Genomic DNA, 26933 nt, shown 5'->3' on the forward strand with positions numbered 1-26933 from the left:
TTATCTGATCTCTTTAATAAGTGTAAGTAGTACAATTCCTGAACACACTTTATTTGTTTTTATACCCATCAAAAAAGCCTAGGACGTTCTTGTCCCAGGCTTTTAATAGTAGACTATTTTTCTTATACTAGTTTCTAAAGTTACCGATAGGATCACGTAAAGAATAATTGACGATAAAATTTTGTTTATTTCGAAGGTGCTTTTCTTCTTTCAGTTCGTGATTCTCTCTTTTTTCTGGGGATGAAGTTACGGATAAAAGTAAACTTTCGATAATCATTCTGGCTATAAAGATAACCAAAGATACTAAACGTCAAGGCTCCAATGAAATTGACGAATAGGTCTTTCATCGTGTCAATAATCCCTATGTCAAGATAACCACCAGAAATCACATATTTTTCTGTATTTCCAGCTGAATCTTTATATTCCACGATGGTTTGCTCGATATTAGGGATCGAGTGGACAGTATTGCCATCTTTACTTAACTCCACACTATTGATTTGTTGGACAAGGCTATCTTTTTGCATGTCCAGTTGAAATAAATGATCAGCTGAAAATTCAACAAATTCCCACATCACACCGACTGTCATTGAAAAACAAAATGAAACGATAGCTAACAATAATGGTGTTAGATTCATTGTTTTCGTGTTTTTGTTCAGTAAGTAGACAAGTGAAAAACCAACCCCACCAGCTAAAAAACCAGTTAAAGCATGTAAGATAGTATCCCACATTGAGAAATACCCGTAGAAGTCACTTAATTCTCCTAAAACAGTTGAACTAAAAATAAATGAAATAATAATGATTTCTAACATATTCGGGATTTCGATCTTTAACATTTTTTCTAGAAGATAAGGAATTTCAAATAAAACTAGAGTTAGCAATAAGAGAAAAGTATTTCCCATGTTTTGCTGAAAAATTTGATCGACTAACATTACTGTAACGATGACCCGTAGAAGAATATAAAACGCATGGGTAATTCTTCCAGCGGTTTTGGTACCATTCATAAAAAACATTTTCAGATAGTTCATAAAATAACTCCTTTATCTATAGTAAAGATTATACTAGGGTAAAAGCGCAAACCAAAATTATTTGTACCAAAACGCCTAAATGAATAAGAAAACAGCCAACAAAAAATAGCAAAAATAGTTATCTAGAGATGCTAGATGAAAAAGTCATTGTTTATTGATAAAAAGAATAAAAAAATAGTTGGAATTGTGAATTTTTTCACTTAAAATAAAGGAGTACTAAAATTTAGGAGGAAAAGAATGAAAAAAGTGCTAAAAAGTTTGGTGGTTTTTACATCAGTTTTAACAATGGGAGCTTGTAGTGCAGATTCAAAAGAAAAAACGACGACAAGCACGAAATCATCTGAAAAAACAGAGGTATCTTCAGGTGCATCGGAACAAACGTATACCAACCCAGCTGAAATGAAAGATTCTTATGATATTATTATTGTTGGTGCAGGTGGAGCAGGGATGACAGCAGCGATTGAAGCAAAAGATGCTGGATTGAACCCAGTCATCTTTGAAAAAATGCCAGTAGCAGGTGGGAATACCTTAAAATCCTCAAGTGGAATGAATGCATCAGCCACTAAATTCCAACAAGCTGACGGAATCAATGACTCCAATGAAGCGTTCTACGAAGAAACATTAAAAGGCGGAGGTGGCACCAATGATCAAGAATTACTCCACTACTTCGTTGATCATTCAGCCGCTGCGATTGATTGGTTGGATCAAAATGGAATCAAATTGGATAATTTAACAATTACTGGGGGAATGAGTGAAAAAAGAACCCACCGACCTTCAGATGGCTCAGCTATCGGTGGTTACTTAGTTGACGGATTGTTAAAAAATGTACATGAACGTAAAATTCCTATTTTTGTGAATACAGATGTAACTGATATCAAAGAAAATAGTGGTAAAGTCAATGAGGTGACTGTACAAGTCCAAGGCGAAGAGCCAAAGGAAATCAAAGGGAACGCAATTGTAGTGACAACTGGCGGGTATGGTGCCAATCAAGAAGTGATTGAAAAATACCGTCCTGATTTAGCAGGCTATGTCACTACTAACCAAGTAGGCTCAACTGGTGATGGAATCACGATGATTGAAAAATTAGGTGGTCAAACGGTTGACATGGATAAAATCCAGATACATCCAACAGTCCAACAAGATGAAGGAGTCTTGATTGGTGAAGCTGTTCGAGGTGAGGGGGCTATTTTAGTCAACCAAGAAGGACAACGATTTGTGAATGAATTAGATACAAGAGACAAAGTTTCCGCAGCTATTACAGCTTTACCGGAAAAATCTGCTTATTTGATTTTTGATCAAGGAGTAAGAGATCGAGCAAAAGCAATTGATTTCTATGAGCAAAAGGGTTACGTGACTTCAGGAGATGATCTGGCAGAATTAGCTGAAAAATTAAATGTGCCTGCAGACAATTTGGCTCAAACACTTGAATCCTGGAATAAAGCAGTCGATGCTCAAAAGGATGACGCTTTTAATCGGACGACAGCGATGGATAATGGGCTGACAGAACCCAAATACTATGCGATCAAAATTGCCCCAGGTATCCACTACACAATGGGTGGCGTGAAAATCAATACGAAGACAGAAGTGTTGAATAAAGAAAATCAACCGATCACTGGTTTGTATGCTGCTGGTGAAGTAACTGGTGGGCTACACGGGAACAATCGGATTGGTGGTAATTCGGTTGCTGAAATTATTATCTTTGGACGACAAGCTGGACAACAGGCAGCAAAATTCGTCAGTGAAAATTAAGAACGTAAATATAAAGTAAATGGACGGTCAATTAGGAGAAAACTAGCATGTCAAAAGTTAGTTTTCTCCTATACTTTTATCAAACTGTGAAGAACATGCGATCATGGTTCTACTCCTTTACTTTGAATAAATGATTATTTGATAGAAAATAAGTGACTTTTGCAGGTCGTTCCAGATGATAATAAATAAAAATAGAAACGAGTGAAACGAATGAGTCAACAATTATATTATTTCTTTTTGATAATCGCATTCGTACGATTGTATGTATTAAAAATTTCAAGTAAGCATGCGAACCAATTATTACATGAAAGAGCGATTGAGTATGGAAAAACAACTACGAAATGGTTAGCTATCTTACATACGCTGTTTTATTTTTCTGCTTTCTTTGAGGGAAGCATTCAAAAAACACAAATTAATTGGGTCAGCTGGATTGGATTTTGTCTCATCCTATTTTCGTTTATCATGCTCTTTTGGGTCATGAAATTATTAGGAAAATATTGGTCAGTGAAATTGATCTTTGAACCAGATCATCAATTGATTGAACATTGGTTGTTCCAACGGGTCAAGCACCCCAATTATTTTTTAAATATTTTACCTGAATTGATTGGAGTCGTGCTTCTTTTTCACGCCTATGTGACACTCATTATTTTTATTCTTCCTTATAGTCTCTGTCTCTATCTACGAATAAAAAAGGAAAATCAATTAGTCGCATCTATTAAACAGAAAGAAATAAAGCAGTCATAATAAACTAGCTAAATAAAAAAAGCCGTAGAATCCAAAAATAGTTGCTCCTATTTTTGAGATTCTACGGGTTTTTTTTGATTGCTATTTGCATTTAAAAGTTGGTTATTCTGTTATCGTCAAAATAATCTTTCCGATATTCTTATTCGCTTCCATATATTCATGAGCTTCTTGGACTTGCGCCAATGTAAAGGTACGATCAATAATTGGTTTGACTCGTTGGTCAGCTAGATAAGGTCCAACTACTTGCATAAATTCTTGAGTCAATTGAGCTTTGTACTGATCACTTCGAGGAGTCAACAAAGTGCCGATCAATTGGATTCGTTTGGTGATCAAGGTAGCTAAATCAATCTCTGGTACAATTGTTCCACCTAACATTCCGATCAATACCCAACGTCCATCAATAGCAATAGAAGCTAAATTTTTCTCCCAATAAGAAGCTCCGATGAAATCTAAGATGACGTCGACACCTTTTCCATTGGTAATTCTTGCTACTTCGGTTGAAAAATCTTGTGTTTTGTAATTGATCTGTTCATCTGCACCAAGTTTTTGACAAAAAGCTAGTTTTTCTGATGAACCAGCAGTGACGATGACGGTTGCCTTAGTAAGTTGTTTTGCTAGTTGGATGGCTGCCGTTCCCACACCGCTCGCTCCAGCGTGGATCAAAACAGTTTCACCTTCTTGTAAATTTCCTAGCCAATAGAGTGTTTGGTAAGCTGTTAGAAAAACTTCTGCAATACCAGCCGCTGCAACATTATCCAATGTATCGGGCAGTAAAATTGCACGGTCAGCTGGCATCACTGCGTACTCGGCATAACCGCCTAAATTGACTAACCCACATACCCTTGTACCTGGTACAAAATCTGGGTTATCACTTCGGTTTTCAACCACTTCTCCAGCTACTTCTACGCCAAGAATTGGGTAAGGAGTCTGTTGATTCGTTGTTTCTCGCCGCATGATGTCCGTTCGATTGATTGCCGCTGTGTGAACTTTAATGAGTAATTGTCCTTTTTTCGCTATTGGTTTTGGTGCATCGATCTCTTGTAGTACTTCGGCAGAACCGGGATGTTTGATCGTGATGGCTCGCATTTTTTATTCCTCCTCGACTATTTGCTGCAACGCAGTTGAAATTTCCTGCGTTCCTTCAGATAGTACTAGCGTTGTTTTAGTTATAGTTGGTTGTTCCACTAAAGCTGTCAAAACAGCAGCTACCGTTTGACGAGAGACGGTTTTAGCAGTGGCTTCGGTTGGTTTTGCCAGTTGGACTGTAGTGACTTCTTCATTTGTTAATGACACTGGCTGGATGATTACATAATCTAAAGTTGTTTGTTGTTTCAGCCACTCATCAGCATAATGTTTCGTAATGTAGTAATCAATCATAGAATCTGGCCATTTGCTGCGATCCTCGGCAAAAACAGCACTAATCATAAAGTAGCGAGAAACATGTGCTGATTCGGCCGCTATCATTGTCTTAATCGCACCGTCTAAGTCGATCTGCAATAAGTTTTTCCCTTGCGAACCCGCAACAAAAATAACGAGATCACAACCTTTAAAAGCATCTGCCATTTCTTCAATTGTCCAAGTAAGATCGAAAGAAACATAAGTGACATTATCTTTTTTTACTAAAGATTGTGTTGCAACCTCGCGTACACCTGCTGTCACTTGATGTCTAGTAGTTGCAAGGTCTTTGATTAAATGCCGACCAATTTGGCCATTAGCACCTACAACAAAAATTTTCATTTTAATCATCCTTTCTTATAATAATCACTATCAATCATAACACTAAACAAAAAAAATGCGAGAAAGAGGTTATGAAAGCATCGATAGCTCCGAAGACAATAAGAAAGAATTTTTTAAAATAGCTTCACATATTTTGAAAAATTCAGGCTTATTGCCGAAGGTCAGCTCTGAGAACGCCGTGGATAGGATAATAAACAGCATGGGGAACTTAGATGGGACAAATTCAGGCTTGCTCCAAGGAGTAGAAGCTTTCATACTATTGATGATTTTTAAGTAAAAAACATCCATCTACCAATTTCAACAAAAATTGGGATGGATGTTTTGATTCAAAGAAGATCATGTTCGCTATCAGCTAATTGTCTTATTTAGGTTGGGGTGTCGCATGCATCAAACGAAGCAAGACACTACCAACAGCGACTGTAGCAATTCCAGCGATGATTCCTTCTGGAACACCACTCGTAAAGATAACAGCTAAAATAGCAGTATATAACGCATGGATACTTTTTCCGACCACTTGAGCATAATCTTGTTGGAATAAGAAATAGATCATATTCATCACTAGGATCGTATTCACGAAAGAACCAGCTAAGCCTGCTAGAAACAAAGAAACACCTTGAAACTTGTTTTTACTTAGCCGTAGTATTCCTTTATAGACAAAGTAGGGAACAACACCAATCAATATCCTTGGAATAAAAGCAATCAATAATGCTTTCAAACTTCCGTGGTCTGTGCCAATCACTGGGATGAATGGGGAGAAGACGAATGACAAAGGTGTTTGAATGACCGTACTACGGATCATACTAATCAAGCCGAATGTTCCTCCTAGAAAGCCACCTAAACGTGGGCCTAAAACGATTGATGCAATGATCACTGGGATGTGCATGGTCGTAGCGTTGATTGGACCAATAGGAATAAACCCAAGCGGTGTGACCGCTAATAAAATCATGATTGCTAAAAACATAGCAGTCAAAGCAAAAGTACGTGTGTTTTTCATAATGACTCCTTTTATATTAAGCGTTTCTTTCATTAATCAATTGTACCGTTTGATCAATGATTATTTGGGTATCAGCTAAAGCACCTTTGCCAAAATCACCACAAGCCAACAACGACTCTCTTGGCTCGATTTCTTGATAGCCGATTGATTTTAACGTATTTAAATTCCTTTGATTGAGTGGATGTTGATACATATTTGTATTCATTGCAGGAGCAATCAACTTCGGAGTATCTGCAGGGAGTGCCATTGCGACTGTTGAGAGCAGATCATCTGCTAATCCATTTGCTAATTTACCGATAATATTAGCCGTAGCAGGAGCAATCAAGAACAAGTCTGCTTGTTTTGCCAGTTCGATGTGATTAATCACTGAAGGTTCTTTTTCTTGCATGACATCGGTATGGACGGCACGTTTTGATAAGGATTGTAACGTAAGTGGCGTGATGAAGTGAGTGCTGCTTTCTGTCATGATTACGTCTACTTGGTAGCCAAGTTTCACGAGTTGGTTGGTAATATCCGCACTTTTATAAGCAGAGATACTGCCAGTAACCCCCAATAGAATTTTTTTCATAATTGTTTACTCCTTTCATTCCCTGCTAAAATCAAGCTTAACTTTTGTGTTTTAAGAAATAAATCAGAGAATTCTTTTCAGCGTTTCATTGGTTAAAGGAAACTGGTTCTATTATAACCGATGCTAATAATTTAGCAATTTCTTCCTTGGACTGAGCTTCTTTGATTGTTCCGTCTGCCCCTAATAGATAGCCGTGATGGTTTGTTCCGTCGATTTGTGTCAGATCATTCGCAAGGATGTAGTCTACCTGATTCTTCATGATGCTTTTTTTGGCGACTGCTAAAAGTTCTGTTTTTGAAACATCGACTAATAACTTAAAGCCGATGATGGTTGCTTCTGGTTGCCATTTTCTTAGATAGCTGATGATCTTAGGCGTTTTTTTCAAGGCAATTAACAAGTGTTCTGTGTCAGAAGAGATTTTTTCAGCTTTATTAGGATTTATTTCATGGTCTCGGAACCATGAAGAAAGGTGTTCTGGCGTTAGCGGTGTTTGGTCAATGCTCTGTGCCAATTGTTCTTCAGATAGGCTAAAAGCAGGAGTGAAATCGCTCACTGCCATACTATGGATGATGGCATCATAAGAGTCACTTGTCAGTAATCTTTCCAAAGTTTCAAATAAATCTTGAGTGGACTCGATTAGATGAAAGCGAATATTGTCCTGTGACGTTGGCTTGACAGCACTGTTTGTCGTGACATAGTCGATCGTTACTGTTGAATCAGTTACCAATGTTTCAGCAATCTTTTTACCTAACTGCCCAGTCGAATGATTTGTGATTGAACGGACTTGATCAATTTTTTCGCTTGTGCCACCAGCCGTAATCAATATCTTCATTTCATTTCACCTACATTAACTAGTGTTCTTCCCTGATGTTGCCCAGCTAACAATCGTTGAATCACTTCGGGCAATTCCTCCAAGGCGATTTCTTTAACGAAAAGATCATCAGCAATAGCAAGATCAGCTAATTGTTGCCATAAGGAGAAACGTTTTTCATGCGGAACATTGACTGAATCGATACCGATCAACTGGATATTGCGCAAAATAAACGGTAATACAGTAGTGGTCAATTGGATTCCTCCAGCATTTCCACATAATGCCGCAGCACCATCATAGGCGATCAAAGGAAGGAGTTGGGTCAATAAGTCACCACCAACCGTATCAATGACATAATCGATTTGTTGCTTTCCTAAAGGTTTTGTCTTTTCAGGAAGAAATTCATTTGGGGATAGGACTTCATTTGCCCCTAATTTTTTCAGCCATTCCACCGATTCTTTTTTGCGTGAAAGAGCGATGATCGAAGTAAATCCCATTTTTTTTAAAATTGCTACAGCAGTACTGCCTACTCCTCCAGATGCTCCAGTTACAACAATACGGTCACTCGATTTCATCCCTTTTGATATGAGGGCGTTCACGCATAAAAGTGCAGTAAAGCCAGCAGTTCCTAATACCATTGCCTGACGAAGTGACAAGGTTTTCGGAAGTGGGATCAACCAATCACCAGAAACTTTCTGGTACTGGCTATAGCCTCCAGGTTGAGTGACGCCCAAGCCATAACCAGTTAGGAGAACAGAATCATCTGTTTTGAAACGTTCATCTCGACTTTCGACAACGGTTCCTGAAAGATCAATCCCAGGTGTCATAGGATAAGAACGGATGACACCACCAGATTCACTACTAGCTAGTGCATCTTTATAGTTAACATCAGAATAAGCAACTTTGACCAACACTTCGTTCGCTGATAAAAGAGGCATTTCCTGGTCAATGATCGAAGTATGAAAATGCGGAACATTATTTACTTGAAACGCTTTAAATTTATTCATGTAAAAACAGAACTCCTCTCAAAATTTTTCTTTTATCATACCATAAATCAATCTATTTTATGGTGATTCGCTGATGATTAGTGACTAAAAAAAGTGAAACTTATTCTTTCAAATAAAAAAGATGTTTTTCTTGAAATTTAAAATAAAAAGGGTTGTGTTTTTGATCAAAATTTGTATACTAGTACGAGTGAGAGTAAACTTGATGTTTACTATTAGAAAACTTCATGGAGGAGGAATGAGATGGAAATAGGTGAGAAGTTAAGAAATTTACGTATCCAGAAAAATTTGACACAAGAAGAATTAGGTGAACGTACGGATTTATCAAAAGGCTATATCTCTCAATTAGAACGTGACTTGAGTTCGCCATCCATGGAAACATTTTTTTCGATTCTTGAAGTATTAGGTGTTTCCCCTGAAGAATTTTTTCATCAAGAAACAGTGAATCTACAAGTTGTTTATTCTAAAGAAGATCATACCGTTTATTTAGATGAAGAAAATGGTTATCAACTTGAATGGTTGGTCTCTGATTCGAATGAAAAAGAAATGGAACCTGTTTTACTGACATTCAATGAAGCAGGAGAGTATAAATTATTTGAACCTTCTTTATCAGAAACGTTTATTTTTGTGTTAGAGGGGGAATTAGAGTTAAGCTTAGGTGAAGAACGATATATTGCCAAAGCAGGTCAATCGATCTATTACCAAGCAACAAAGCACCACCAATTGAAGAATCATCAATCAAAACGTACGAGGGCATTGATTGTCGCTACTGAATCGTACTTGTAATTTTAGGGGGGTAAAAAGTGGGAAAACCAATTATTTCATTTGATCAGGTGGTCAAACGCTATGATGATGAAACGATTTTGAAAAAAGTGAGTTTTGAGATCGAACAAGGGAAATTTTATACCTTATTAGGTCCTTCGGGTTGTGGAAAAACAACGATTTTACGAATTATTGCTGGTTTCACAGATGCTACTGAAGGCGAAATGTATTTTGAGGGAAAACGATTAAATGATGTGCCAGCTAATAAACGGCAAGTAAATACGGTTTTCCAAGATTACGCCTTATTTCCTCATATGAATGTATTCGACAATGTCGCTTTTGGATTGAAAATCAAAAAAATGAATAAAGTCGATATTGAGAAAAAAGTCAAAGATGCACTTCGTATGGTGCAACTTCCTGGGTACGAAAATCGAGAAATTAGCGAAATGTCTGGTGGACAAAGACAACGTGTGGCTATCGCGCGGGCTATCGTTAATGAACCTAAAGTATTGTTGTTAGATGAACCTCTGTCTGCGCTGGATCTAAAGCTGCGAACGGATATGCAGTATGAATTAAGAGAGCTGCAACAACGTTTGGGAATTACATTTATTTTTGTGACACATGACCAAGAAGAAGCTTTAGCGATGAGCGATGAAATCTTTGTGATGAATAAGGGGAAAATCGTGCAGAGTGGAACACCTGTCGATATCTACGATGAACCGATCAATCATTTTGTGGCTGATTTTGTGGGTGAAAGCAATATCGTTGATGGTGTGATGATCGACGATAATCTTGTAGAGTTTGTTGGCAAACGATTTGAATGTGTTGATGGTGGAATGCGTCCCAATGAACCAGTTGAAGTCGTCTTGCGCCCTGAAGATTTAACGATTACTACCCCTGATAAGGGAAAACTGGTTGTGACTGTTGATACGCAACTGTTTCGTGGGGTCCACTATGAAATTGTCTGTTACGATGAGCAACAAAATGAATGGACGGTTCATTCAACGAAAAAAGCAAAAGAGGGTAGCAAAGTTGGTCTAGCCTTTGATCCAGAAGATATCCATGTCATGCGTTTTAATGAATCAGAAGAAGAATTTGATGCACGACTTGATAGTTATGAAGAGTAAGGAGGAATAGTCAATGAAAGCAATGCGTAGAATCTACTCTGTTCCTTATGTACTCTGGCTTGGTCTATTCGTGATCGCACCAGTTTTGATGATCATTTACCAATCTTTTTTTGATATGAATGGACACTTTACTTTAAATAATTATGCTACTTTTTTGACGTCTAGAACGAATCTTTTCATGGCGTTAAATTCTGTTTGGTATGCCTTTTTGATCACCTTTTTTACATTAATCATCAGCTATCCGACTGCTTATTTTTTAACTAAATTAAAACATAAACAGTTGTGGTTGATGCTGATCATCTTACCAACATGGGTGAATTTATTACTAAAAGCTTATGCGTTTATTGGTATTTTTAGTATCCATGGAAGTGTGAATCAATTTTTTGAATTTTTAGGGATTGCTCCAAGACAAATTTTGTTTACCGATTTTAGTTTTTTATTTGTGGCAACTTATATCGAGATTCCATTTATGATTATGCCGATATTCAATGCATTGGAAGAAATGAATCCGTCATTGATCAGTGCTAGCCGTGATCTAGGAGCTAATAATTTTGAAACATTTCGCCGAGTAGTATTCCCATTGTCATTGAATGGTGTAAAAAGTGGGATTCAAGCAGTGTTTATTCCTTCACTGTCATTGTTCATGTTGACACGACTGATTGGTGGAAATCGTGTGATCACTTTAGGAACAGCAATTGAACAACATTTTCTCGTGACTCAAAATTGGGGGATGGGTTCGACGATCGGAGTTATTTTGATTATTGCAATGTTTATTGTGATGTTGCTGACGGGTGAGAAGAAGAAGGGAGGCCGCGCATGATGAAAAAATTTAAGTGGTCTTACCTTTACCTCTTTATTGTTTTTCTACTATTATATTTGCCTATCTTTTATTTGATTTTCTATTCCTTTAATGACGGTGGTACCATGAACAACTTTACCGGTTTTACTTGGGACCATTATCAGGCAGTTTTTGAAGATACACGATTGATCATTATTGTATTGAACACTTTTATGTTAGCCTTTTTATCGGCACTGATCGCAACGATTATCGGAACGTTTGGGGCAATGGGGATTTACTATACTAAAAAACGTCAAGCAAGAACGACATTACTAAGTATGAATAATATTTTATTAGTTTCACCAGATGTAATTATTGGTGCCAGTTTCTTGATTTTCTTTACTTTTTTAGGCTTTGGATTAGGTTTCCAAAGTGTTTTGCTTTCTCATATTGCCTTTAGTATCCCAATCGTTGTATTGATGGTATTACCTAAATTACAAGAAATGAATGATTCGATGGTTGATGCCGCTAGAGACCTTGGTGCAAATAATTTTCAAGTCGTAAAAAATATCATTTTACCTTTCTTGTCTCCTGGCATCATTGCAGGCTACTTTATGGCATTTACTTATTCATTAGACGATTTTGCGGTGACATTTTTCGTGACAGGGAATGGATTCACTACGTTGTCAGTAGAAATCTATTCTCGTGCTCGTCAAGGAATCAGTTTAGAAATCAATGCGTTAAGTGCATTAGTGTTCCTATTTTCGATGGTTTTAGTGATCGGTTATTATTTTATTAGTAAAGAAAATCGTTCCAAAAAACTGAGGAAAAATCGCCGAGGACGTGAGGAGGTCGCACGCTTACGATGAAAAAATTACAATCACTGTTTGTGGGTATCGTTGTGATCATCTTGATCTTGCTCTTTGGTGTACGGCAATTAGAACAAGCAAGTGGAATGAGTGGAGCAAAAATCGTTACGATTTATAATTGGGGCGATTACGTTGATCCTAGCTTGATCACAAAATTTGAAAAAGAATATGGGTATAAGGTCAATTATGAAACGTTTGATTCCAACGAAGCCATGTTTACTAAGATCCAACAAGGTGGCACAAATTATGATATAGCCATTCCTAGTGAATACATGATCCAAAAGATGATCAAAGAAAAACTAGTGCTTCCTTTGGACCATTCCAAGATCAAAGGATTAGCGAACATTGATGAGCGATTTTTGGATTTAGACTTTGATCCCCAAAATACCTATTCGATTCCATACTTTTGGGGAACCTTGGGTATCGTATATAATGATAAAGTTTTCAATAAAGAGGAAATCCAGCACTGGAATGATCTTTGGAAACCGAAATTAAGAGATAGTTTGATGTTGATCGATGGTGCCAGAGAAGTGATGGGGCTATCGTTGAACAGTTTGGGCTATTCACTGAACAGCAAAGAGATGGATCAATTGAATGCAGCTGCAGATAAACTGAACAAACTAACCCCTAATGTCAAAGCGATCGTAGCGGATGAAATCAAAATGTATATGATCAATGAAGAAGCATCCGTCGCAGTAACTTTTTCTGGAGAAGCAGCAGATATGATGTCTGAAAATGAACATCTTCATTATGTGATCCCTTCAGAAGGTTCGAATTTATGGTTTGATAATATCGTGATGCCGAAAACAGCAAAAAACAAAGAAGGCGCATATGATTTCATCAACTTTATGTTGAAACCAGAAAATGCTGCCCAAAATGCTGAATACATTGGCTACTCAACACCTAACAAAAAAGCGAAAGCTCTTTTACCAAAAGAAATTTCCCAAGATGAACAATTCTATCCCTCTGATGAAACCATCTCTCATCTAGAAGTTTATGAAGACCTTGGACCTAAATTCTTAGGAATCTATAACGACTTGTTCTTAGAGTTTAAGATGTATCGGAAAAGCTGGTAAAACTTAGTGAAATTGGGAGAAAATCAATCTTAAAATAGCCTATTTCACGTACTTTCTGATACTCAGTTTTCCAATTTTCTACCAAAAGCGTCTTTTTAGGCGCTTTTTTTGTGTTATTTTATCTTTTCTACCAGAAAAAATAGATGAAATAGTGATGCAACAAGTATGATATGTTTTTGATAGGCATTGGTTGGGTTAATCTAATGCCTGTAAGGTAACTTACAAATAAAAGCCTATTTTTCAGTCGCCTTTTGGTGGCTATTTTTTATAGTTGATATAATGAATATGAATAGAAATAGGTTGTTTTATCAACTATAATTATATTGTGATGTATGAGACATTCTATTGTATTTGTATTCTATCCTTTACATAAATCATCTAACAAAGAAGGTATAGTTATGTACTCTGTAGAGTTCAGCAAGGAATTTTCCGATGTATTTTCTGAGAATCAATCAAAAAAATATCAAGAAATAATCGTATATAAAGTGAATGAGTATTTGACACATAATTTTTATCGCATCAAACCTGTCCATTCATCTGCAAAATACTCTATTTATGAAATGAAAATCCATTTAGGAAAGGAAGATTTTCGAATTGCTTTTAGAATAGATGGCAAAAAGGTGCAAGTTTTTTATATTAGTCGAACGTTGAAAAAATTTTTATTTGATAAGGAAGTAAATAAGTTGGTTAATCGATTCAACAAAAATCAATGGCTAGTCGATGAAGAAAGTAGAAGTGCCGTAAAATGAACATGATTTATAAAAAGCAATTAAAACAATATTTGAAAAAAACATTTAAGTCAAAGAACTGTTTCGCTTTAAAAATTCTTACATTCAAAAAAGATCGCTATGTATTTATTTGTTATGACCAAGAACGATACACGATAGTTGAAGATGGCTTCGAAAAGAACAGGTACCATTTTGGCTCTTCAGATGAAGCAATGAAAAAAGTAATGAAAATAGCAGATATTGAATTTAAAAATAGCTATAGACTTTATATACAAACTAAACTTAAACAATGACTCTCATTTGTTTTATCTTCTTGAAAGGAATGCTTTATTATAAATAAAAAACGACTCAAAATGAGTCGTATAAATCAATTATTGTAATAAATCATTAATTTCTTTAAATTCTTTATCAAGTTCTTTTTCATCATATTTCTCATATTTACCAGCTTCATGAAGGATTTTTTTAATTTCATGAATCGCTTTTCGTTCAACTAACCATTTTTTTAGGTTATGTTTTTTTTCTGGATTTTCAGATAACGTATCAAGTTCGTCTAATTCTTTATCCAGTTTATTAACCGTAGCAATAATTTTGTCTAAAGTTTTTTCTTCTTTATGTTCTAAATTTGACATTTATCTTCACGTCCTTTTTATTTGATAATTCAAGTATAAAATGTCAATATATTTTTTTCAAATAAAACTCTTTAGATATGTTTTATTGCATAAGTAAGTAGAACTAGTTCCCTCTATCACACTATACGATAAATCAATTTAGTTAAAAATATCCTCTTTGACTATCGTACTACTGTGATCAGTTAGGGTTTGCTAGTAAGCTATTTACTCAAAAATGCCTTGATATCAGAATTTTTGGTGTTTATATGAATTGATAGAAGTCAATTTTAATCTTTAATCAAGATGCTAGAAATTAACATTGAACAGAAGAATAGAGTCATGCTATAATAATCGTGCAAAAAGGAACTGCGTCAACAGTTCCCTTTTGACAGCACCGCTAAAGACGGTGGCAATTAAACTAAATATTTCAAAAAGAAATAGCCAGTCTTCTCGCTAAAGTGACGGCTATTTCTTTTTGTCATGTTTAAGCATAGATACAACCAAGCCAATCAAAGAAATGGTAAACATACCAAATCCAAGAATGGTTTGAATTGTCTCGTATGCGGACAAAAAGGCATCTCCTTTCTCTAAAGTGTGAGATTATGTGCATAAGCACCACCTCGCTTTCAGAATGGAAAGCCACCGTCATTAAACTTTACTGTCATAAAGGATCGTAGCATATAGACTTAGGGATCATTGCTTTAAAAAAACAATCGTTCTTTTGTTTTTTATTGAATAGAAGAATAGAGGTATGCTATAATAAATACGAAAAAAGGAACTGCGTCAACAGTTCCCTTTTGACAGCACCGCTAAAGACGGTGGCGAATTCAATGGTATTTCAAAAAGAAGTAGCCAGTCGTCTCGCTAAAGTGACGGCTATTTCTTTTTGTCATGTTTAAGCATAGATACAACCAAGCCAATCAAAGAAATGGTAAACATACCAAACCCAAGAATGGTTTGAATTGTCTCGTATGCGGACAAAAAGGCATCTCCTTTCTCTAAAGTGTGAGATTATGTGCATAAGCACCACCTCGCTTTCAGAATGGAAAGCCACCGTCATTAAACTTTACTGTCACAAATGATTATAGCATATAGACTTAGTTATTTTCTTGAAAATTCAAGTAGAACTGAGTCTATTTTTTTGTTTGAAAATAAAAAAATAGAAGGGATAATGTGTATTGAAAAAAACAAACCAACTCACTTATCTAGTGTTAGTCAATTTTAGATTTTTTTGGCTAACTATTTTTTTAACTATTTAATTAGTTTATTTGTTGACAAACAAAATAAATAGTTTATCATTTACTTTGTTGATATCGATATAAACTAAGTAAATATTTTGGAGGTCATCTTATGAATCATCATGAAATCTTAGAAAATCTGTTAGAAATTGCGCACCAACCGTTTTTGATTTTTGCCTATCAAGTGGAAGAAAAGACAGATAATGCTTTTGAAACATTAAAAATTTTAGTGGCTGAGGACGATGTGACAGCAGGACGGTTAGCTGAAGTGCTAGATATTAAACCGTCTAGTGTGACACAAATCATCAAAAAATTAGAAGAGGCTGGGGCGGTCATGCGGGAAAAATCAGCAACGGATTCCCGAGTGACTTTGGTCAAGATTACTGATAAAGGTCGAGAAAGTCTGCAAGAGCGTGGTTCAATCAGTACAACATTAAAAGATGTCTTATTTAAAGGTTTTGCAGAAGAAGAGTTAGCACAATTGAATACCTATCTTGAACGAATGAATGAAAATATCAATCGTCCTGAATTTCAAGAAAAATTAGCTGAAGTTTTCGGCGATGATCAACGCTGGGAACGTTTCAATAAGATGAGTGCGCATTTTGGCAGAGCACGTGAACAGATGATGGATCGCAGTGGGTTCGGTGGTTTTGGTCGAGGTGGCTTTGATCGAGATGCCTTCGATGGACGATTTGATAGACATTACGGTGGCTTTGAAGGATGGAAGAAAGGGCGTAGAAAATAATGGCACAAGGTGGAGGCGGAAGACCCGTTAGTATCTCGATGAAACAAACGAATACAAGATTTTCTTTGAAAGAATTTCTTAGTTTAATCAAACAAACAAAACCGCGCTATCCCTTACTGGCGATTGGGATGATCTTATTAGCAGGTTCATCAGCTGTGCAAGTTTATGTTCCTAAATTGGCTGCTAATTTAGTTAATCATTTTCAAGAGGGGATCGATTATGCTTTATTAGGAAGAGTCGTGGGGATGTTCGTTTTTTCAGCTGTAATTTCAGCGATTGGTGGGACGATTTTAGGAATTTTTGGCGAAAACGTCATTCAAAATATGCGAAAACGTTTATGGAATAAATTAACGATACTGAAAGTCACCTATTTTGATTCGGTGAAGGCGGGTGAGATGTCCAGCCGAGTAACGAATGATACGACCCAGGTAAAACAACTGTTGGCTGTGACGTTTCCACAAACGATTGCGAGCATCATTACCGTGATCGGGACTGTTTATATGATGATCCGAATGGACTGGCATATGTCGCTAGCCATGGTTATTGCTGTTCCCGTCGTTATCCTATTGATGATTCCTGTGATGACCTTTGGTTCAAAGATCAGTCATATCCGTCAGGATGCTATGAGTCATTTCAATGGAATCGCAACAGAAACGTTGTCAGAAATTCGTTTAGTAAAAACGTCGAATGCTGAACAACAAGCACAAGAACGGGCAGCAAATGAAGTCGATCGTTTGTTTCGCGTTGGTAAAAAAGAAGCAGTCTTTGATGCTGCAATGCAACCGATCATGATGATGGTTTTTATGAGCATGGTCTTTGGTTTGTTAGCTTATGGAATGCATCGTATTGCGATTGGAGCGATGACGATCGGGGTATTGATGAGTTTTCTCATGTATCTCTTCAATCTGATCGGCGCGATGCCAACGATTGCCACATTGTTTTCTGAAATGGCAAAAGCTGCTGGTTCGACACGCCGTGTACAAGAATTATTGAATGAAGTACCTGAAGACTTTGAATCTGGTGAAGAAGTGGATTTATCGAACAAAACATTGTGTGTTTCTAACGTGGACTTTGCTTATAGTGATGCACCTGAGGAACCGATTTTAACGAATGTGTCTTTTGAAGCTAAACCTAACGAGATCATTGCTTTTGCGGGTCCTTCTGGTGGAGGGAAATCGACTACATTCAGTTTATTAGAACGTTTTTATGAGCCAACAGCAGGTACGATCAAATTTGGCACAACGGAGATCCAAAAGATCAAGTTGTCCAATTATCGTAGTCAAATTGGCTATGTTTCCCAAGATTCTGCTATTATGGCAGGAACGATCCGTTATAATTTAACTTATGGATTAGCGGATACTTACACAGATGAGCAGCTTTGGGAAGTGTTAGAATTAGCCTATGCACGTCAATTTGTGGAAGAGATGCCCAATGGTTTAGATACAGAAGTGGGCGAACGTGGTACGAAAATTTCTGGAGGCCAACGGCAACGACTGGCAATCGCTCGAGCGTTCTTAAGAGATCCAAAGGTCTTGATGTTGGATGAAGCAACAGCAAGTCTTGATTCTGAATCAGAAGCAAAAGTCCAACAAGCCTTGACAAATCTGATGAAAGGTCGGACAACATTAGTGATCGCACATCGTCTATCAACGATCGTGGATGCTGATAAAATCTACTTTATCGAAAAAGGAAAAGTAACCGGTTCAGGAAAACACGCTGAGCTTGTTCAAAAACACAAAACCTATGCCAAATACGTAGACGAACAATTTAAAGTTGATACATTGCAAATTGCCTAAGTGTTAAAAAGCTGAATCCTTTTATCTTACTGAAAGAATGCGAAGAATCTAAGAGAAAGAAGAAATACTTTTTTCTGTTCTTTTTATTTGGTTAAACAATTTTCCGCGAAATAGATAATCAGGTTTAGAATGTTTAGGATATGTTTGGTAAACTGAGTATCAGACATCTTGAATCCTCCTATGAATTGGTTCGTTAAACTAATTCTAAAGGATTTCAAGGTGTCTTTTTTTCACCGTTTATTCGTTTTTAGAGATACTAGGAGAGACTGAGACAAGTTTTGGCTCAGTCACACAAAGTATAGAAACAAAAGAGAAGGAATTATATACAGGTATAAAAATCTATCATCTGATCACAATTTATTCGTTTTGTCATCTATTTCATTGGCAATTGTATTTGAAAAACGACTCCTCTAGGTTCCCAGTCTCTTACGGACAGTTTGCCTTTATGCTGAGTGATGATCTGTTTGGCAATTGCGAGACCAAGACCATAGCCACCAGTTTCTTTAGAACGAGAGCGGTCTTCGCGGTAGAAGCGTTCAAAAATTCGTCTTTTGTCTTCATCGCTAATAGATGGCCCGTTGTTTTTGACTTCAATCAGCCAATTATCGTTGGAGATTTCAGATTGCAGGACGATTTTTTCTTTAGCTTCTGTGTATTTTAGCGCATTGTCCAGCAGAATAACTAGAACTTGGTGGATACGTTTTTCGTCGACTATCACTGGTTGATCGGCAAAGTTTTCCAAGACAAAATATTGATCGTTTATTTCTGCGATTTCCTGGAAGGGCTGGGCTAATTGACGAATAAATTCTTTGGGATTAACTGATTCTTTCTGCAGAAGCAACTGATTGGAATCACTGCGTGCCAAGGTTAGCAGGTCTTCAGTCAGGCTTTTCATTCGCCGTGTTTCATTCAGGGCTTGGGCAATTGGTTCAGACTCTTCCAAGATGGTGTGATTGGGTCGGGTGAACAATTGCTGCAGGCTGTTTTGAATGATTGCTAGTGGCGTGCGTAATTCGTGAGAGGCATTTTCAACAAATTCCTGTTGTTTGCGCCATGAGAGCATGATGGGTTGCATATTCATTTTTGAAATGTAAAAGCTTATTCCAATCGAAATCAGCCAAAAAACGACCATACAGATAATCAGTGTTGTCTTGAAGGTTTTCATGGAGTCTGCGATTTGATTGGTATTGGCTAAAAATTGAATATAGGCGATGTCTCCTCCTTTATCTGCTTTGATTGTATACGAATGAAAGGAAAGTTTTTGGCTAGAATAGCCTGCATTTTTTAAACTTAATGCTTGAACAGAATCGAGATTTTTCTTATCTAAGGTTAAATTTTCCAGTTCAGTGAACCGTCCACCAATCGTGTCTTTGTTGAGAATCGTTCCTTCTTTTGACCATAAAATGATCTGAGTATTGAACTGATTATTGCCTTCTGGTCCATTCTCTCTCAGCTGATCGCCCGGTATTTGTGCCAGAAAGGGATTGCTTTGTTGGTACCGGTTGATTTCCATCTGAATAAGATGTTCATTTTCCGCCATTTGAGTTAGTGACAGGTCTGTTTGGCGGTAGGCCGAGCTTTGCAGCAGTTGTAGAGTTATAAATCCTAATAATAGGAAGATACCTGCAAAAGCGGCTACATTTAAGAAGAAAAATTTTAATCGTTGTTTTCTTGATATTTCGGTATTCATAGCATTAATCCTTTTGTAAGATGTAGCCGACATTTCTCAGTGTTTTAAAGAACTGATCTGCACCTGACGGCTTCAAATGTTTTCTTAAGTGACTCATATATACTTCTACAACTGTAATGGTCGTATCGGAATCAAAGCCCCAAATCCGATCGAAGATTTGCTCCTTTGTTAAAATCACGCCCTTATTTTGGATGAAATAAACCAAGAGATCAAATTCTTTTCCTTGAATTGATAGGATCTCATCGTCGATGTTTACTTCTTTCGTCGCAAGGTTGCAGGTAATATTTTTATAGATGATTTGATTCTCAGAAAACAATCCTAACGAACGCTTCAATAATGCTTTGACCCGCATAATCAGTTCTTCGCGATAAAAAGGTTTCGTCAAATAATCGTCTGCACCTTTTTGAAATCCATTGATTTTGTCTTCTAGGCCATCTTTGGCAGTTAGAATCAGCACAGGGGTTTGGATATTTTTTTTCCGTAATTCTGCTAAGATTTCGTAGCCGTTTTTCCCTGGCAGCATCAGGTCCAGCAATATTAGATCATAAACACCAGTTTCTGCTTCAAATAAGCCTTCTTCCCCATCATAGATCTGTGTGATCTCACCTAAATCCGACAAGATTTCTTTTATATTATCTGAAAGTGTCGCTTCATCTTCTACTATTAAAAGGTTTATCATTGATTTTCTCCTTTTTCATCTATTACTTACTCAGTTTACCACGCTTTCCTAAAACAACCTTAAAAACTTTTTTGTCACGTTTAAGCTTCGGTTAAGCCAACTTGCCTATTCTATAAACAGACAAATGAAGGAGGAACCAAAATGAATTATATCAAACGGGCGATTCAAAGCCTTTGGGCCAAAAAAGGACGCAGCATCATTATGATCACCGTCTTTTCCGCCATATTAATTTTTGTATTAGCGGGGTTAACGATCCGCAGCGGCGCTGAACTGGCGACCACAAATGCGAAAAAAAGTGTCGGGGCGACCGTCACCTTATCAACGAACCGAGAGGCAATGTTCAAACAGCAATCAAATTCAGATTCAGATGATGAAAGCAGTCGTCCAGATCCAGGTAGCTTTGAACAGACACCCGTCAACTTGAGTGATGCAAAAAAAATCGCAGAATTAGCGAATGTTAAATCGTATTCATTTGAAGCAAGTACTTCAGCGGATAAAGGCACAGGGATTACACCGATCTCGAGTGATAGTGACAGTGAAGAGGAATCTTCGGATGAACAAGCTGTTGGATTTGGTGGACAGAAAGCACCTGGTGGGATGAGTCAAGGGGATTTCCAAATTAAAGGTGTTTCCGAAAGTAATTCTTACAGTGATTTTTCATCAGGAACAGCTAGCCTAGTTGAAGGCAAGGCAATCACTTCGGATGATGAAGGGACGAATAATGTACTGATCGAGCAAAGTTTAGCGGAAGCAAACGATCTAAGTGTCGGGGACAAATTTAAGATTAAAGATACCGATGATAAAGATGTTGAAGTTACTATTAAAGGTATTTACAAAACAAGTGATTCTGGCAACAGTATGAGTGCTCGCTTCAACTTTATGAATCCAGCGAACACGATTTTTTCTTCTTATACACTGGTTAACACCTTAACTGGATCGGAAGGAAAAACGATCGATTCGGCAGTTTATAACTTAGATGATCCCAAAGACATGGACAGCTTTGTAGAAGCAGCGAATAAATTGATCGATACGGATACATTCAGCTTAGAAACCAATGATCAAATGTATCAGCAAATGCTTCAGCCGTTGAATAATGTATCAAGCTTTGCGAAGAATATCGTGATTTTAGTAGCCGTAGCCGGAGTCATTATTTTGACATTGATTATTATGCTGTCGATTCGTGAACGTAAATATGAGATCGGTGTATTACTTTCATTAGGTGAATCACGGGTCAAAGTTATTTCACAATTTTTCGTTGAGATTTTTGTCTGCATGATCTTCGCTTTAGGGATCGCTGCAGCTAGCGGAAATGTTGTTGGCAATGCAGTCGGCAATCAGTTGTTGAGTCAGCAAACAACTTCGCAAAATGCAGATGGAGAAGAAGCGAATACGGCAGGAAACGGCGGTCCAAATCAAGGTAACCAAGGACAAGCACCTGGTGGCGGAAACGGTGGTCCTAGTGGTGGTCAAATGGGAAGCAATCCATTTACACAATCAAAAGAAATTCAAGAACTAAATATTTCAATGCAGCCAACCGAGATTTTAAGTCTTGCAGGAATTGGGCTGGGGATTAGTTTATTCTCAATTGTCCTTTCATCAGCTGGAATTCTACGACTGAATCCGAAGAAAATATTGATTTCCTAATTAAAGGAGGAATTTTTAATGACACTATCAACAAAAGATTTAGGCTACTGGTATGAAGACAACCGACGATTATTCGAAAATGTTAATTTAACTTTTGAAAAAGGCAAAATGTATGCAATTTTAGGTACGAGCGGTTCAGGGAAAACGACTTTTTTATCCCTGATCGCAGGATTAGATACACCAAAAAGCGGAGAAATTCTCTATGACGACAAATCGTTGAAAAAAATTGGATTGCGGGAATATCGTCGTAAAGATGTATCAATTGTGTTCCAAGCCTATAATCTACTGCCGTATTTATCGGCAGTAGACAATGTGGTAACAGCGATGGAGATTGCTCAAAGCCAACAGACAGATAAAAAAGCCTACGCCTTAGCGAACTTGGAAAAAGTCGGAATCACTAAGGATTTAGCAGATAAAAAAGTTACGATGCTATCTGGTGGTCAGCAGCAACGAGTAGCAATCACTAGAGCCCTATGCTGTGAACACGATCTAATCGTTGCGGATGAACCGACTGGAAACTTGGATGAAGCAACTTCCAGCGAGATCGTTAAACTTTTCCAAGAGATTGCACATGAGCAAAAGAAATGTATTATTTTAGTCACCCACGAACAGGATGTCGCTAAAGGCTGCGATGTAGTGTATGAACTGAAAAATCAAGAATTCAATCAAGTATCTTAAACAAACAGAATTTTGGTGCAACTAGTATGAATGAGTAGGAAATGAATAGAGGAGACTGAGAAAATTTTTGCTCAGTCTCTCTTTTAGTAATAGTCGTTTTTTTTAGGTTGAAAGGAATAAAGTGATCTATTAATAAAAAGAATAACAGATATAATTCTTGTAAAAGAGCGATAGATAGGAGTGTTTAGAATGGGATTGTTTCAATGGCTTAGAAAAAATTTTTCAAATAATCAAGATAAAAAAGTCAATGAAATGCTACTTAAGCTAAATAAAAAAATTCATGAACCGAAAGACTTTTGTCCGGCGACTACAGCATTAATCCGCTTGTATGACCGAGAAAAAAATGCAAAAGAAATAAATAAAGGTGAAACCAGTTATGAATCTCATACTGAAGCCTTTCATAAAGAAATACAAGTCCATAGTCAAGAAAAGATTTATCTAACAGATTATTTAAATATCTGGCTACAAATAAATGAAGCAAAATTACAGGAATATAAGTTGGATACAATGTTCGAGAAAGGAAATTTAAAGGAAATCAAAGAAGAACTAGCGAAGGATATAAAGATAAAAAGTGAAATTTTATCGCGGTGTTTGGGAGGGGAAATTACTAATTATAGGCTAAATCAACAAGCTTATCAAGAAATGTTTGGGCGAATAAATCCTAAAGGCTGTCAAAGAAACAAAGTGGTAATTGATTTTCAAGTAACAAAGAAGATCACTGATTTCTCATTGAATAAGGGGAGGGATCAGATGGAGAGTCGGACAAACCAAAAAACTCAAACGAATGGATGCCAAACGATGGAAAGTATAACCGATAAAATAAAGGACCCCGGTTTAATCGAAACAAAGGCACAATCTAGTGAGACAAAAATTCAAGATAATCCGGTCAGGTAATCAACAAGCACTTTGAGATTTCTCTGATAGTGTGCGTTGTGATAAATGAAACGCCCTCGAAACAGCGGGTACTGTTTTGAGAGCGTTTCTAGTGCAGAAATGAATATTCATTTATCTGTTTTTATTCATTTTCATATTCTTCAAGCTCAATACTCAAATCTTCCCATTCAGAAAGTTTCGTTTCTTGAGATTGGCGAGTTGCTTCGAGTGTTTGATTCAATTCATTTAATTTGAGATGGTCATCCAAATTCTCTGGGGACACCATTTCTTGTTCTAGTGCCTCGATCTGTTCATCTAAAATAGCTAATTCTTCTTCAATTTGAGTGATTTTACGTTGCAAACTACGTATCAGCTTTTGTTGCTCTTTACTTTGGAAATAGGTTTTCTTGTTCGTAGAAATATGCTCTTCTTCTGGTGTTTTTTCAGCTAACAGCTCTGCTATTTCCGCTTCTTCTTGTTTCTTTTCCAAATAATAATCATAGTCACCTAAATAAACTTTACTACCGTTTTCCGATAATTCGATGACTTTTGTGGCAATCCGATTGATGAAATAACGGTCATGAGAGACAAACAACAAAGTACCATCATAATCAATCAAGGCATTTTCTAATACTTCTTTATTATCAATGTCCAGGTGGTTGGTTGGTTCGTCTAAAATCAAAAAGTTTTCTTGATTCATTGCGAGTTTTGCAAGGGCGACTCGGGCTTTTTCACCACCGCTTAGCAAGGGGATGGTCTTTTCTACATCTTCACCAGAAAATAGAAAGGCACCCAAAACGCTACGAATTTCTTTTTCGGGAGTCGTTGGATGTTCATCCCATAATTCAGCTAAAATAGTTTTGTTGGTGTGTAAGTCCGCTTGACCTTGATCGTAATAGCCGATCGTCACATTGGTTCCTAAATGTTCTTTTCCACGGATAAACGGCAACTGATGGATGATCGATTTTAAAAGCGTGGATTTACCAATACCATTGGGACCGACCAGTGCAATGGCTTCTTGACGCCGAATATCAAGATTGATCGGTTCAGACAAAACTTCATTATGATAACCAATCGCAGCATCTTCGATTTGTAATACGACATTTCCTGATGGCTTTGCTACATTGAAAAGAAAGTGAGCTTGTTTTTCGTCTCCTTGAGGACGGTCAATCCGATCCATTTTCTCAAGGACTTTTCTGCGACTTTGGGCTCTTTTCGTCGTAGAAGCGCGTACCAAGTTGCGTGCGACAAAATCTTCCAATTTATGGATCTCAGTTTGTTGTTTTTCATAAGCTTTCCATTCAGTTGCTAATTGTTCAGCTTTCATATCAAGGTACTTCGAATAATTCCCTTTATAGTGGCGCATTTTTTTTCGACTTAATTCGTAAACTTCTGTTGCGACTTTATCTAAGAAATATCGGTCATGGGAGACAATCAGTAAGGCACCAGTATAACTTTGCAGGTAGCCTTCTAACCAAGAGAGAGTCTCAATATCTAAATGGTTGGTTGGTTCGTCTAAAATCAATATATCTGGATGTTGGAGCAACATTCTTGCTAACGCTAAGCGAGTGCGTTGTCCGCCAGACAATTCATTGATTTTTTGATCATAAAAAGACGGATCAAATTTAAAGCCATGCAAAACAGAGCGTATTTCATTTTCGTAGCCATAACCGTTTCTATCTGAAAAATCGTGTTGTAATTTATCGTATTCTTTCAAAAGTGACTCATAGGAAGGTGTATCAGGTGTTCCTTCACTGATCAAGATTTCAAGTTCGCGCATTCGATTTTCCATTTGACGGATTGTTTCGAATGATTTAAGCATTTCATTCCAGACTGTTTCTGCTGAATCTAACCCAGTATCTTGTGCCAGATAGCCTAAAGTAGCAGCTTTATTTTTAGCAATTGTTCCTTCATCGGGGCGTTCGATTCCAGCAAGGATCTTCAAAAGTGTTGATTTTCCTGCTCCGTTACGGCCGACTAATGCGATCCGAGCCCCTGTGCTGATTTCTAAATGGATATTCTCAAATAAGATCTCCGCACCGAAGTGACGAGCAATTTGATTGGCTTGTAATAATATCATGGAATCCTCTTTTCTACTTTGTGAATTCTCTAAGAATAAATCTCTTTTTCAACTAGTAGTCTACCATAAATTCCTTGATACTGCGAGGTTCAAAGAAATGATAAAAAAATGAATAAAGAATAAAATTTCACAATATCCAAGCAATCAAATTGATTTTTTCCTATATATACTGATATGATGGATAAATCAAAGTAAACTTAAAGTAAAAGTGGAGGTAATTAAGTGAAAGATCATGTTATTCCAAAGGCAACAGCCAAACGGCTACCTTTGTATTACCGTTATTTACGAATCTTAAATAATGCTGGTAAGAAAAAAGTATCATCAACTGAATTAAGTGAGGCTGTTCAAGTTGACAGTGCAACGATTCGCCGTGATTTTTCATATTTTGGAGAATTAGGAAAACGAGGCTATGGCTACGATGTTGAAGACCTCATGCATTTTTTCGCAAAAACATTGAATGATGATCAATTGACTAATGTGGCGTTGATCGGTGTCGGTAATTTGGGAAGTGCCCTTTTAAAATATAAATTCCATCAAAGTAACAGTATCCGTGTAAGTTGTGCATTTGATGTCAACGAAGCAATCGTTGGACGGATCGTGGATGGGATTCCCGTTTACCCTATGGAAGATATGTTTGAGCAAATCAAGATCCAACAAATCGAAGTAGCAATATTGACGATACCAGCTGAGCGAGCACAAGAAGTAGTTAATCGGTTGACTGAAGCGGGCATTAAAGGTATCTTGAATTTTACCTCTGCTCGATTAAATGCGCCAGCAGACGTGTTGATTCAAAATGTTGACTTAACGAATGAATTACAAACGTTGATTTATTTTCTTCATTCTGATGCATCCTTGCAAGCGACTGAAGAAACTGAGTAACGAATGATTCAGGTGACCTGGTTGGTTTACTCAACAGTCTCAAGTTATGAA

At 37.0% G+C, this 26933-nt stretch carries 28 protein-coding genes; 15 read left to right on the top strand and 13 right to left on the bottom strand.

The window, feature by feature from the left end; genetic code table 11:
• Positions 1–185: 185 nt before the first annotated feature.
• Positions 186–1025: a hypothetical protein gene (locus tag AB3I12_RS05365; RefSeq protein WP_063626708.1), complete on the bottom strand. Its 840-nt coding sequence runs from the start codon at positions 1023–1025 to the stop codon at positions 186–188.
• Between the two features lie 237 nt (positions 1026–1262).
• Between AB3I12_RS05365 and AB3I12_RS05370 the strand changes: the two genes are divergently transcribed.
• Together AB3I12_RS05370 and AB3I12_RS05375 are read left to right on the top strand one after the other, a co-directional pair.
• Complete coding sequence (locus tag AB3I12_RS05370) at positions 1263–2774, top strand: flavocytochrome c (RefSeq protein ID WP_063626710.1); 1512 nt, start codon at positions 1263–1265, stop codon at positions 2772–2774.
• A 210-nt stretch (positions 2775–2984) separates the two neighbouring features.
• A complete protein-coding gene (locus AB3I12_RS05375; protein ID WP_063626712.1) occupies positions 2985–3518 on the top strand; it encodes an isoprenylcysteine carboxyl methyltransferase family protein in 534 nt (177 codons plus the stop codon).
• A gap of 102 nt (positions 3519–3620) precedes the next feature.
• On the opposite strand, the gene AB3I12_RS05380 is transcribed toward AB3I12_RS05375, so the two are convergent.
• The 6 genes from AB3I12_RS05380 to AB3I12_RS05405 all read right to left on the bottom strand — a co-directional run bounded on the left by AB3I12_RS05380 (position 3621) and on the right by AB3I12_RS05405 (position 8635).
• Positions 3621–4604 (bottom strand): NAD(P)H-quinone oxidoreductase, encoded by a 984-nt coding sequence (locus AB3I12_RS05380; protein WP_063626714.1) that lies wholly within the window; start codon positions 4602–4604, stop codon positions 3621–3623.
• A gap of 3 nt (positions 4605–4607) precedes the next feature.
• A complete protein-coding gene (locus AB3I12_RS05385) occupies positions 4608–5255 on the bottom strand; it encodes an SDR family oxidoreductase (RefSeq protein WP_010719849.1) in 648 nt (215 codons plus the stop codon).
• A 361-nt stretch (positions 5256–5616) separates the two neighbouring features.
• Positions 5617–6249, bottom strand: a complete 633-nt coding sequence (locus tag AB3I12_RS05390) for an ECF transporter S component (RefSeq protein ID WP_010719848.1) — start codon at positions 6247–6249, stop codon at positions 5617–5619.
• Between the two features lie 16 nt (positions 6250–6265).
• Complete coding sequence (gene coaC / locus AB3I12_RS05395) at positions 6266–6817, bottom strand: phosphopantothenoylcysteine decarboxylase (RefSeq protein WP_010719847.1); 552 nt, start codon at positions 6815–6817, stop codon at positions 6266–6268.
• 85 nt (positions 6818–6902) lie between these two features.
• Positions 6903–7649, bottom strand: a complete 747-nt coding sequence (locus tag AB3I12_RS05400) for a phosphopantothenate--cysteine ligase (protein ID WP_034699795.1) — start codon at positions 7647–7649, stop codon at positions 6903–6905.
• Positions 7646–8635 (bottom strand): acryloyl-CoA reductase, encoded by a 990-nt coding sequence (locus AB3I12_RS05405; RefSeq protein ID WP_063626716.1) that lies wholly within the window; start codon positions 8633–8635, stop codon positions 7646–7648. Before AB3I12_RS05405 ends, AB3I12_RS05400 begins: the two co-directional genes overlap by 4 nt.
• A gap of 240 nt (positions 8636–8875) precedes the next feature.
• Between AB3I12_RS05405 and AB3I12_RS05410 the strand changes: the two genes are divergently transcribed.
• The 7 genes from AB3I12_RS05410 to AB3I12_RS05440 all read left to right on the top strand — a co-directional run bounded on the left by AB3I12_RS05410 (position 8876) and on the right by AB3I12_RS05440 (position 14265).
• Positions 8876–9418 carry a helix-turn-helix domain-containing protein gene (locus AB3I12_RS05410; RefSeq protein WP_010719844.1) on the top strand — a complete coding sequence of 181 codons (543 nt, stop codon included), beginning with the start codon at positions 8876–8878 and terminating at the stop codon, positions 9416–9418.
• A 17-nt stretch (positions 9419–9435) separates the two neighbouring features.
• Positions 9436–10521: an ABC transporter ATP-binding protein gene (locus AB3I12_RS05415; protein ID WP_010719843.1), complete on the top strand. Its 1086-nt coding sequence runs from the start codon at positions 9436–9438 to the stop codon at positions 10519–10521.
• 13 nt (positions 10522–10534) lie between these two features.
• Positions 10535–11341, top strand: coding sequence for an ABC transporter permease (locus AB3I12_RS05420; RefSeq protein WP_010719842.1), 807 nt, complete (start codon positions 10535–10537; stop codon positions 11339–11341).
• The gene (locus AB3I12_RS05425) at positions 11341–12168 is read left to right on the top strand and encodes an ABC transporter permease (protein WP_010719841.1); all 828 of its coding nucleotides are present in this window, start codon (positions 11341–11343) and stop codon (positions 12166–12168) included. The genes AB3I12_RS05420 and AB3I12_RS05425 overlap by 1 nt, the downstream gene beginning before the upstream one ends.
• The gene (locus AB3I12_RS05430; RefSeq protein ID WP_010719840.1) at positions 12165–13244 is read left to right on the top strand and encodes a PotD/PotF family extracellular solute-binding protein; all 1080 of its coding nucleotides are present in this window, start codon (positions 12165–12167) and stop codon (positions 13242–13244) included. The genes AB3I12_RS05425 and AB3I12_RS05430 overlap by 4 nt, the downstream gene beginning before the upstream one ends.
• A 398-nt stretch (positions 13245–13642) precedes the next feature.
• Positions 13643–13993 (top strand): type II toxin-antitoxin system RelE/ParE family toxin, encoded by a 351-nt coding sequence (locus AB3I12_RS05435; RefSeq protein ID WP_010738289.1) that lies wholly within the window; start codon positions 13643–13645, stop codon positions 13991–13993.
• Positions 13990–14265, top strand: a complete 276-nt coding sequence (locus AB3I12_RS05440; RefSeq protein WP_053766137.1) for a hypothetical protein — start codon at positions 13990–13992, stop codon at positions 14263–14265. Before AB3I12_RS05435 ends, AB3I12_RS05440 begins: the two co-directional genes overlap by 4 nt.
• A gap of 78 nt (positions 14266–14343) precedes the next feature.
• Here AB3I12_RS05440 and AB3I12_RS05445 read toward each other — a convergent pair whose 3' ends face one another.
• From AB3I12_RS05445 to AB3I12_RS05455, 3 genes are all read right to left on the bottom strand, one after another.
• Complete coding sequence (locus AB3I12_RS05445; protein WP_010738287.1) at positions 14344–14601, bottom strand: hypothetical protein; 258 nt, start codon at positions 14599–14601, stop codon at positions 14344–14346.
• Positions 14602–15045: 444 nt separating this feature from the next.
• Positions 15046–15150: a putative holin-like toxin gene (locus AB3I12_RS05450; RefSeq protein ID WP_014834224.1), complete on the bottom strand. Its 105-nt coding sequence runs from the start codon at positions 15148–15150 to the stop codon at positions 15046–15048.
• A gap of 306 nt (positions 15151–15456) precedes the next feature.
• A complete protein-coding gene (locus AB3I12_RS05455; RefSeq protein ID WP_014834224.1) occupies positions 15457–15561 on the bottom strand; it encodes a putative holin-like toxin in 105 nt (34 codons plus the stop codon).
• 369 nt (positions 15562–15930) lie between these two features.
• Here AB3I12_RS05455 and AB3I12_RS05460 point away from each other — a divergent pair, with 369 nt between their 5' ends.
• Positions 15931–16563: a MarR family winged helix-turn-helix transcriptional regulator gene (locus AB3I12_RS05460; RefSeq protein WP_053766136.1), complete on the top strand. Its 633-nt coding sequence runs from the start codon at positions 15931–15933 to the stop codon at positions 16561–16563.
• Positions 16563–18359, top strand: coding sequence for an ABC transporter ATP-binding protein (locus tag AB3I12_RS05465; protein WP_063626719.1), 1797 nt, complete (start codon positions 16563–16565; stop codon positions 18357–18359). The genes AB3I12_RS05460 and AB3I12_RS05465 overlap by 1 nt, the downstream gene beginning before the upstream one ends.
• 373 nt (positions 18360–18732) lie before the next feature.
• Here the strand turns inward: AB3I12_RS05465 and AB3I12_RS05470 are convergent, their stop codons facing one another.
• Together AB3I12_RS05470 and AB3I12_RS05475 are read right to left on the bottom strand one after the other, a co-directional pair.
• Complete coding sequence (locus tag AB3I12_RS05470; protein WP_063626721.1) at positions 18733–20049, bottom strand: cell wall metabolism sensor histidine kinase WalK; 1317 nt, start codon at positions 20047–20049, stop codon at positions 18733–18735.
• Positions 20050–20053: 4 nt separating this feature from the next.
• Positions 20054–20728 (bottom strand): response regulator transcription factor, encoded by a 675-nt coding sequence (locus AB3I12_RS05475; RefSeq protein WP_063626723.1) that lies wholly within the window; start codon positions 20726–20728, stop codon positions 20054–20056.
• Between the two features lie 141 nt (positions 20729–20869).
• Here AB3I12_RS05475 and AB3I12_RS05480 point away from each other — a divergent pair, with 141 nt between their 5' ends.
• From AB3I12_RS05480 to AB3I12_RS05490, 3 genes are all read left to right on the top strand, one after another.
• Complete coding sequence (locus AB3I12_RS05480; RefSeq protein ID WP_063626725.1) at positions 20870–22372, top strand: ABC transporter permease; 1503 nt, start codon at positions 20870–20872, stop codon at positions 22370–22372.
• A gap of 18 nt (positions 22373–22390) precedes the next feature.
• Positions 22391–23050, top strand: a complete 660-nt coding sequence (locus tag AB3I12_RS05485) for an ABC transporter ATP-binding protein (protein ID WP_010738281.1) — start codon at positions 22391–22393, stop codon at positions 23048–23050.
• A gap of 189 nt (positions 23051–23239) precedes the next feature.
• Positions 23240–23944 carry a hypothetical protein gene (locus AB3I12_RS05490; protein ID WP_063626728.1) on the top strand — a complete coding sequence of 235 codons (705 nt, stop codon included), beginning with the start codon at positions 23240–23242 and terminating at the stop codon, positions 23942–23944.
• Positions 23945–24065: 121 nt separating this feature from the next.
• On the opposite strand, the gene AB3I12_RS05495 is transcribed toward AB3I12_RS05490, so the two are convergent.
• Positions 24066–26003, bottom strand: a complete 1938-nt coding sequence (locus tag AB3I12_RS05495) for an ABC-F family ATP-binding cassette domain-containing protein (protein ID WP_063626729.1) — start codon at positions 26001–26003, stop codon at positions 24066–24068.
• Positions 26004–26225: 222 nt separating this feature from the next.
• On the opposite strand from AB3I12_RS05495, the gene AB3I12_RS05500 reads away from it, so the two are divergent.
• Positions 26226–26882 carry a redox-sensing transcriptional repressor Rex gene (locus tag AB3I12_RS05500; RefSeq protein ID WP_010719828.1) on the top strand — a complete coding sequence of 219 codons (657 nt, stop codon included), beginning with the start codon at positions 26226–26228 and terminating at the stop codon, positions 26880–26882.
• Positions 26883–26933: the final 51 nt, after the last annotated feature.

Origin of the sequence: Enterococcus sp. C65 (assembly GCF_040887165.1) — a bacterium.
In the GTDB taxonomy this organism is placed as follows: Bacteria; Bacillota; Bacilli; order Lactobacillales; family Enterococcaceae; genus Enterococcus_B; species Enterococcus_B hirae.

Coding starts and splice junctions, on each gene's coding strand:
- coaC (WP_010719847.1), bottom strand. CDS start 6,817: ATGAAAAAAATTCTATTGGGGGTTACTGGCAGTATCTCTGCTTATAAA.
- AB3I12_RS05465 (WP_063626719.1), top strand. CDS start 16,563: ATGGCACAAGGTGGAGGCGGAAGACCCGTTAGTATCTCGATGAAACAA.
- AB3I12_RS05405 (WP_063626716.1), bottom strand. CDS start 8,635: ATGAATAAATTTAAAGCGTTTCAAGTAAATAATGTTCCGCATTTTCAT.
- AB3I12_RS05400 (WP_034699795.1), bottom strand. CDS start 7,649: ATGAAGATATTGATTACGGCTGGTGGCACAAGCGAAAAAATTGATCAA.
- AB3I12_RS05385 (WP_010719849.1), bottom strand. CDS start 5,255: ATGAAAATTTTTGTTGTAGGTGCTAATGGCCAAATTGGTCGGCATTTA.
- AB3I12_RS05445 (WP_010738287.1), bottom strand. CDS start 14,601: ATGTCAAATTTAGAACATAAAGAAGAAAAAACTTTAGACAAAATTATT.
- AB3I12_RS05390 (WP_010719848.1), bottom strand. CDS start 6,249: ATGAAAAACACACGTACTTTTGCTTTGACTGCTATGTTTTTAGCAATC.
- AB3I12_RS05410 (WP_010719844.1), top strand. CDS start 8,876: ATGGAAATAGGTGAGAAGTTAAGAAATTTACGTATCCAGAAAAATTTG.
- AB3I12_RS05440 (WP_053766137.1), top strand. CDS start 13,990: ATGAACATGATTTATAAAAAGCAATTAAAACAATATTTGAAAAAAACA.
- AB3I12_RS05490 (WP_063626728.1), top strand. CDS start 23,240: ATGGGATTGTTTCAATGGCTTAGAAAAAATTTTTCAAATAATCAAGAT.
- AB3I12_RS05460 (WP_053766136.1), top strand. CDS start 15,931: ATGAATCATCATGAAATCTTAGAAAATCTGTTAGAAATTGCGCACCAA.
- AB3I12_RS05365 (WP_063626708.1), bottom strand. CDS start 1,025: ATGAACTATCTGAAAATGTTTTTTATGAATGGTACCAAAACCGCTGGA.
- AB3I12_RS05380 (WP_063626714.1), bottom strand. CDS start 4,604: ATGCGAGCCATCACGATCAAACATCCCGGTTCTGCCGAAGTACTACAA.
- AB3I12_RS05430 (WP_010719840.1), top strand. CDS start 12,165: ATGAAAAAATTACAATCACTGTTTGTGGGTATCGTTGTGATCATCTTG.
- AB3I12_RS05485 (WP_010738281.1), top strand. CDS start 22,391: ATGACACTATCAACAAAAGATTTAGGCTACTGGTATGAAGACAACCGA.
- AB3I12_RS05420 (WP_010719842.1), top strand. CDS start 10,535: ATGAAAGCAATGCGTAGAATCTACTCTGTTCCTTATGTACTCTGGCTT.
- AB3I12_RS05370 (WP_063626710.1), top strand. CDS start 1,263: ATGAAAAAAGTGCTAAAAAGTTTGGTGGTTTTTACATCAGTTTTAACA.
- AB3I12_RS05425 (WP_010719841.1), top strand. CDS start 11,341: ATGAAAAAATTTAAGTGGTCTTACCTTTACCTCTTTATTGTTTTTCTA.
- AB3I12_RS05375 (WP_063626712.1), top strand. CDS start 2,985: ATGAGTCAACAATTATATTATTTCTTTTTGATAATCGCATTCGTACGA.
- AB3I12_RS05495 (WP_063626729.1), bottom strand. CDS start 26,003: ATGATATTATTACAAGCCAATCAAATTGCTCGTCACTTCGGTGCGGAG.
- AB3I12_RS05470 (WP_063626721.1), bottom strand. CDS start 20,049: ATGAATACCGAAATATCAAGAAAACAACGATTAAAATTTTTCTTCTTA.
- AB3I12_RS05475 (WP_063626723.1), bottom strand. CDS start 20,728: ATGATAAACCTTTTAATAGTAGAAGATGAAGCGACACTTTCAGATAAT.
- AB3I12_RS05435 (WP_010738289.1), top strand. CDS start 13,643: ATGTACTCTGTAGAGTTCAGCAAGGAATTTTCCGATGTATTTTCTGAG.
- AB3I12_RS05480 (WP_063626725.1), top strand. CDS start 20,870: ATGAATTATATCAAACGGGCGATTCAAAGCCTTTGGGCCAAAAAAGGA.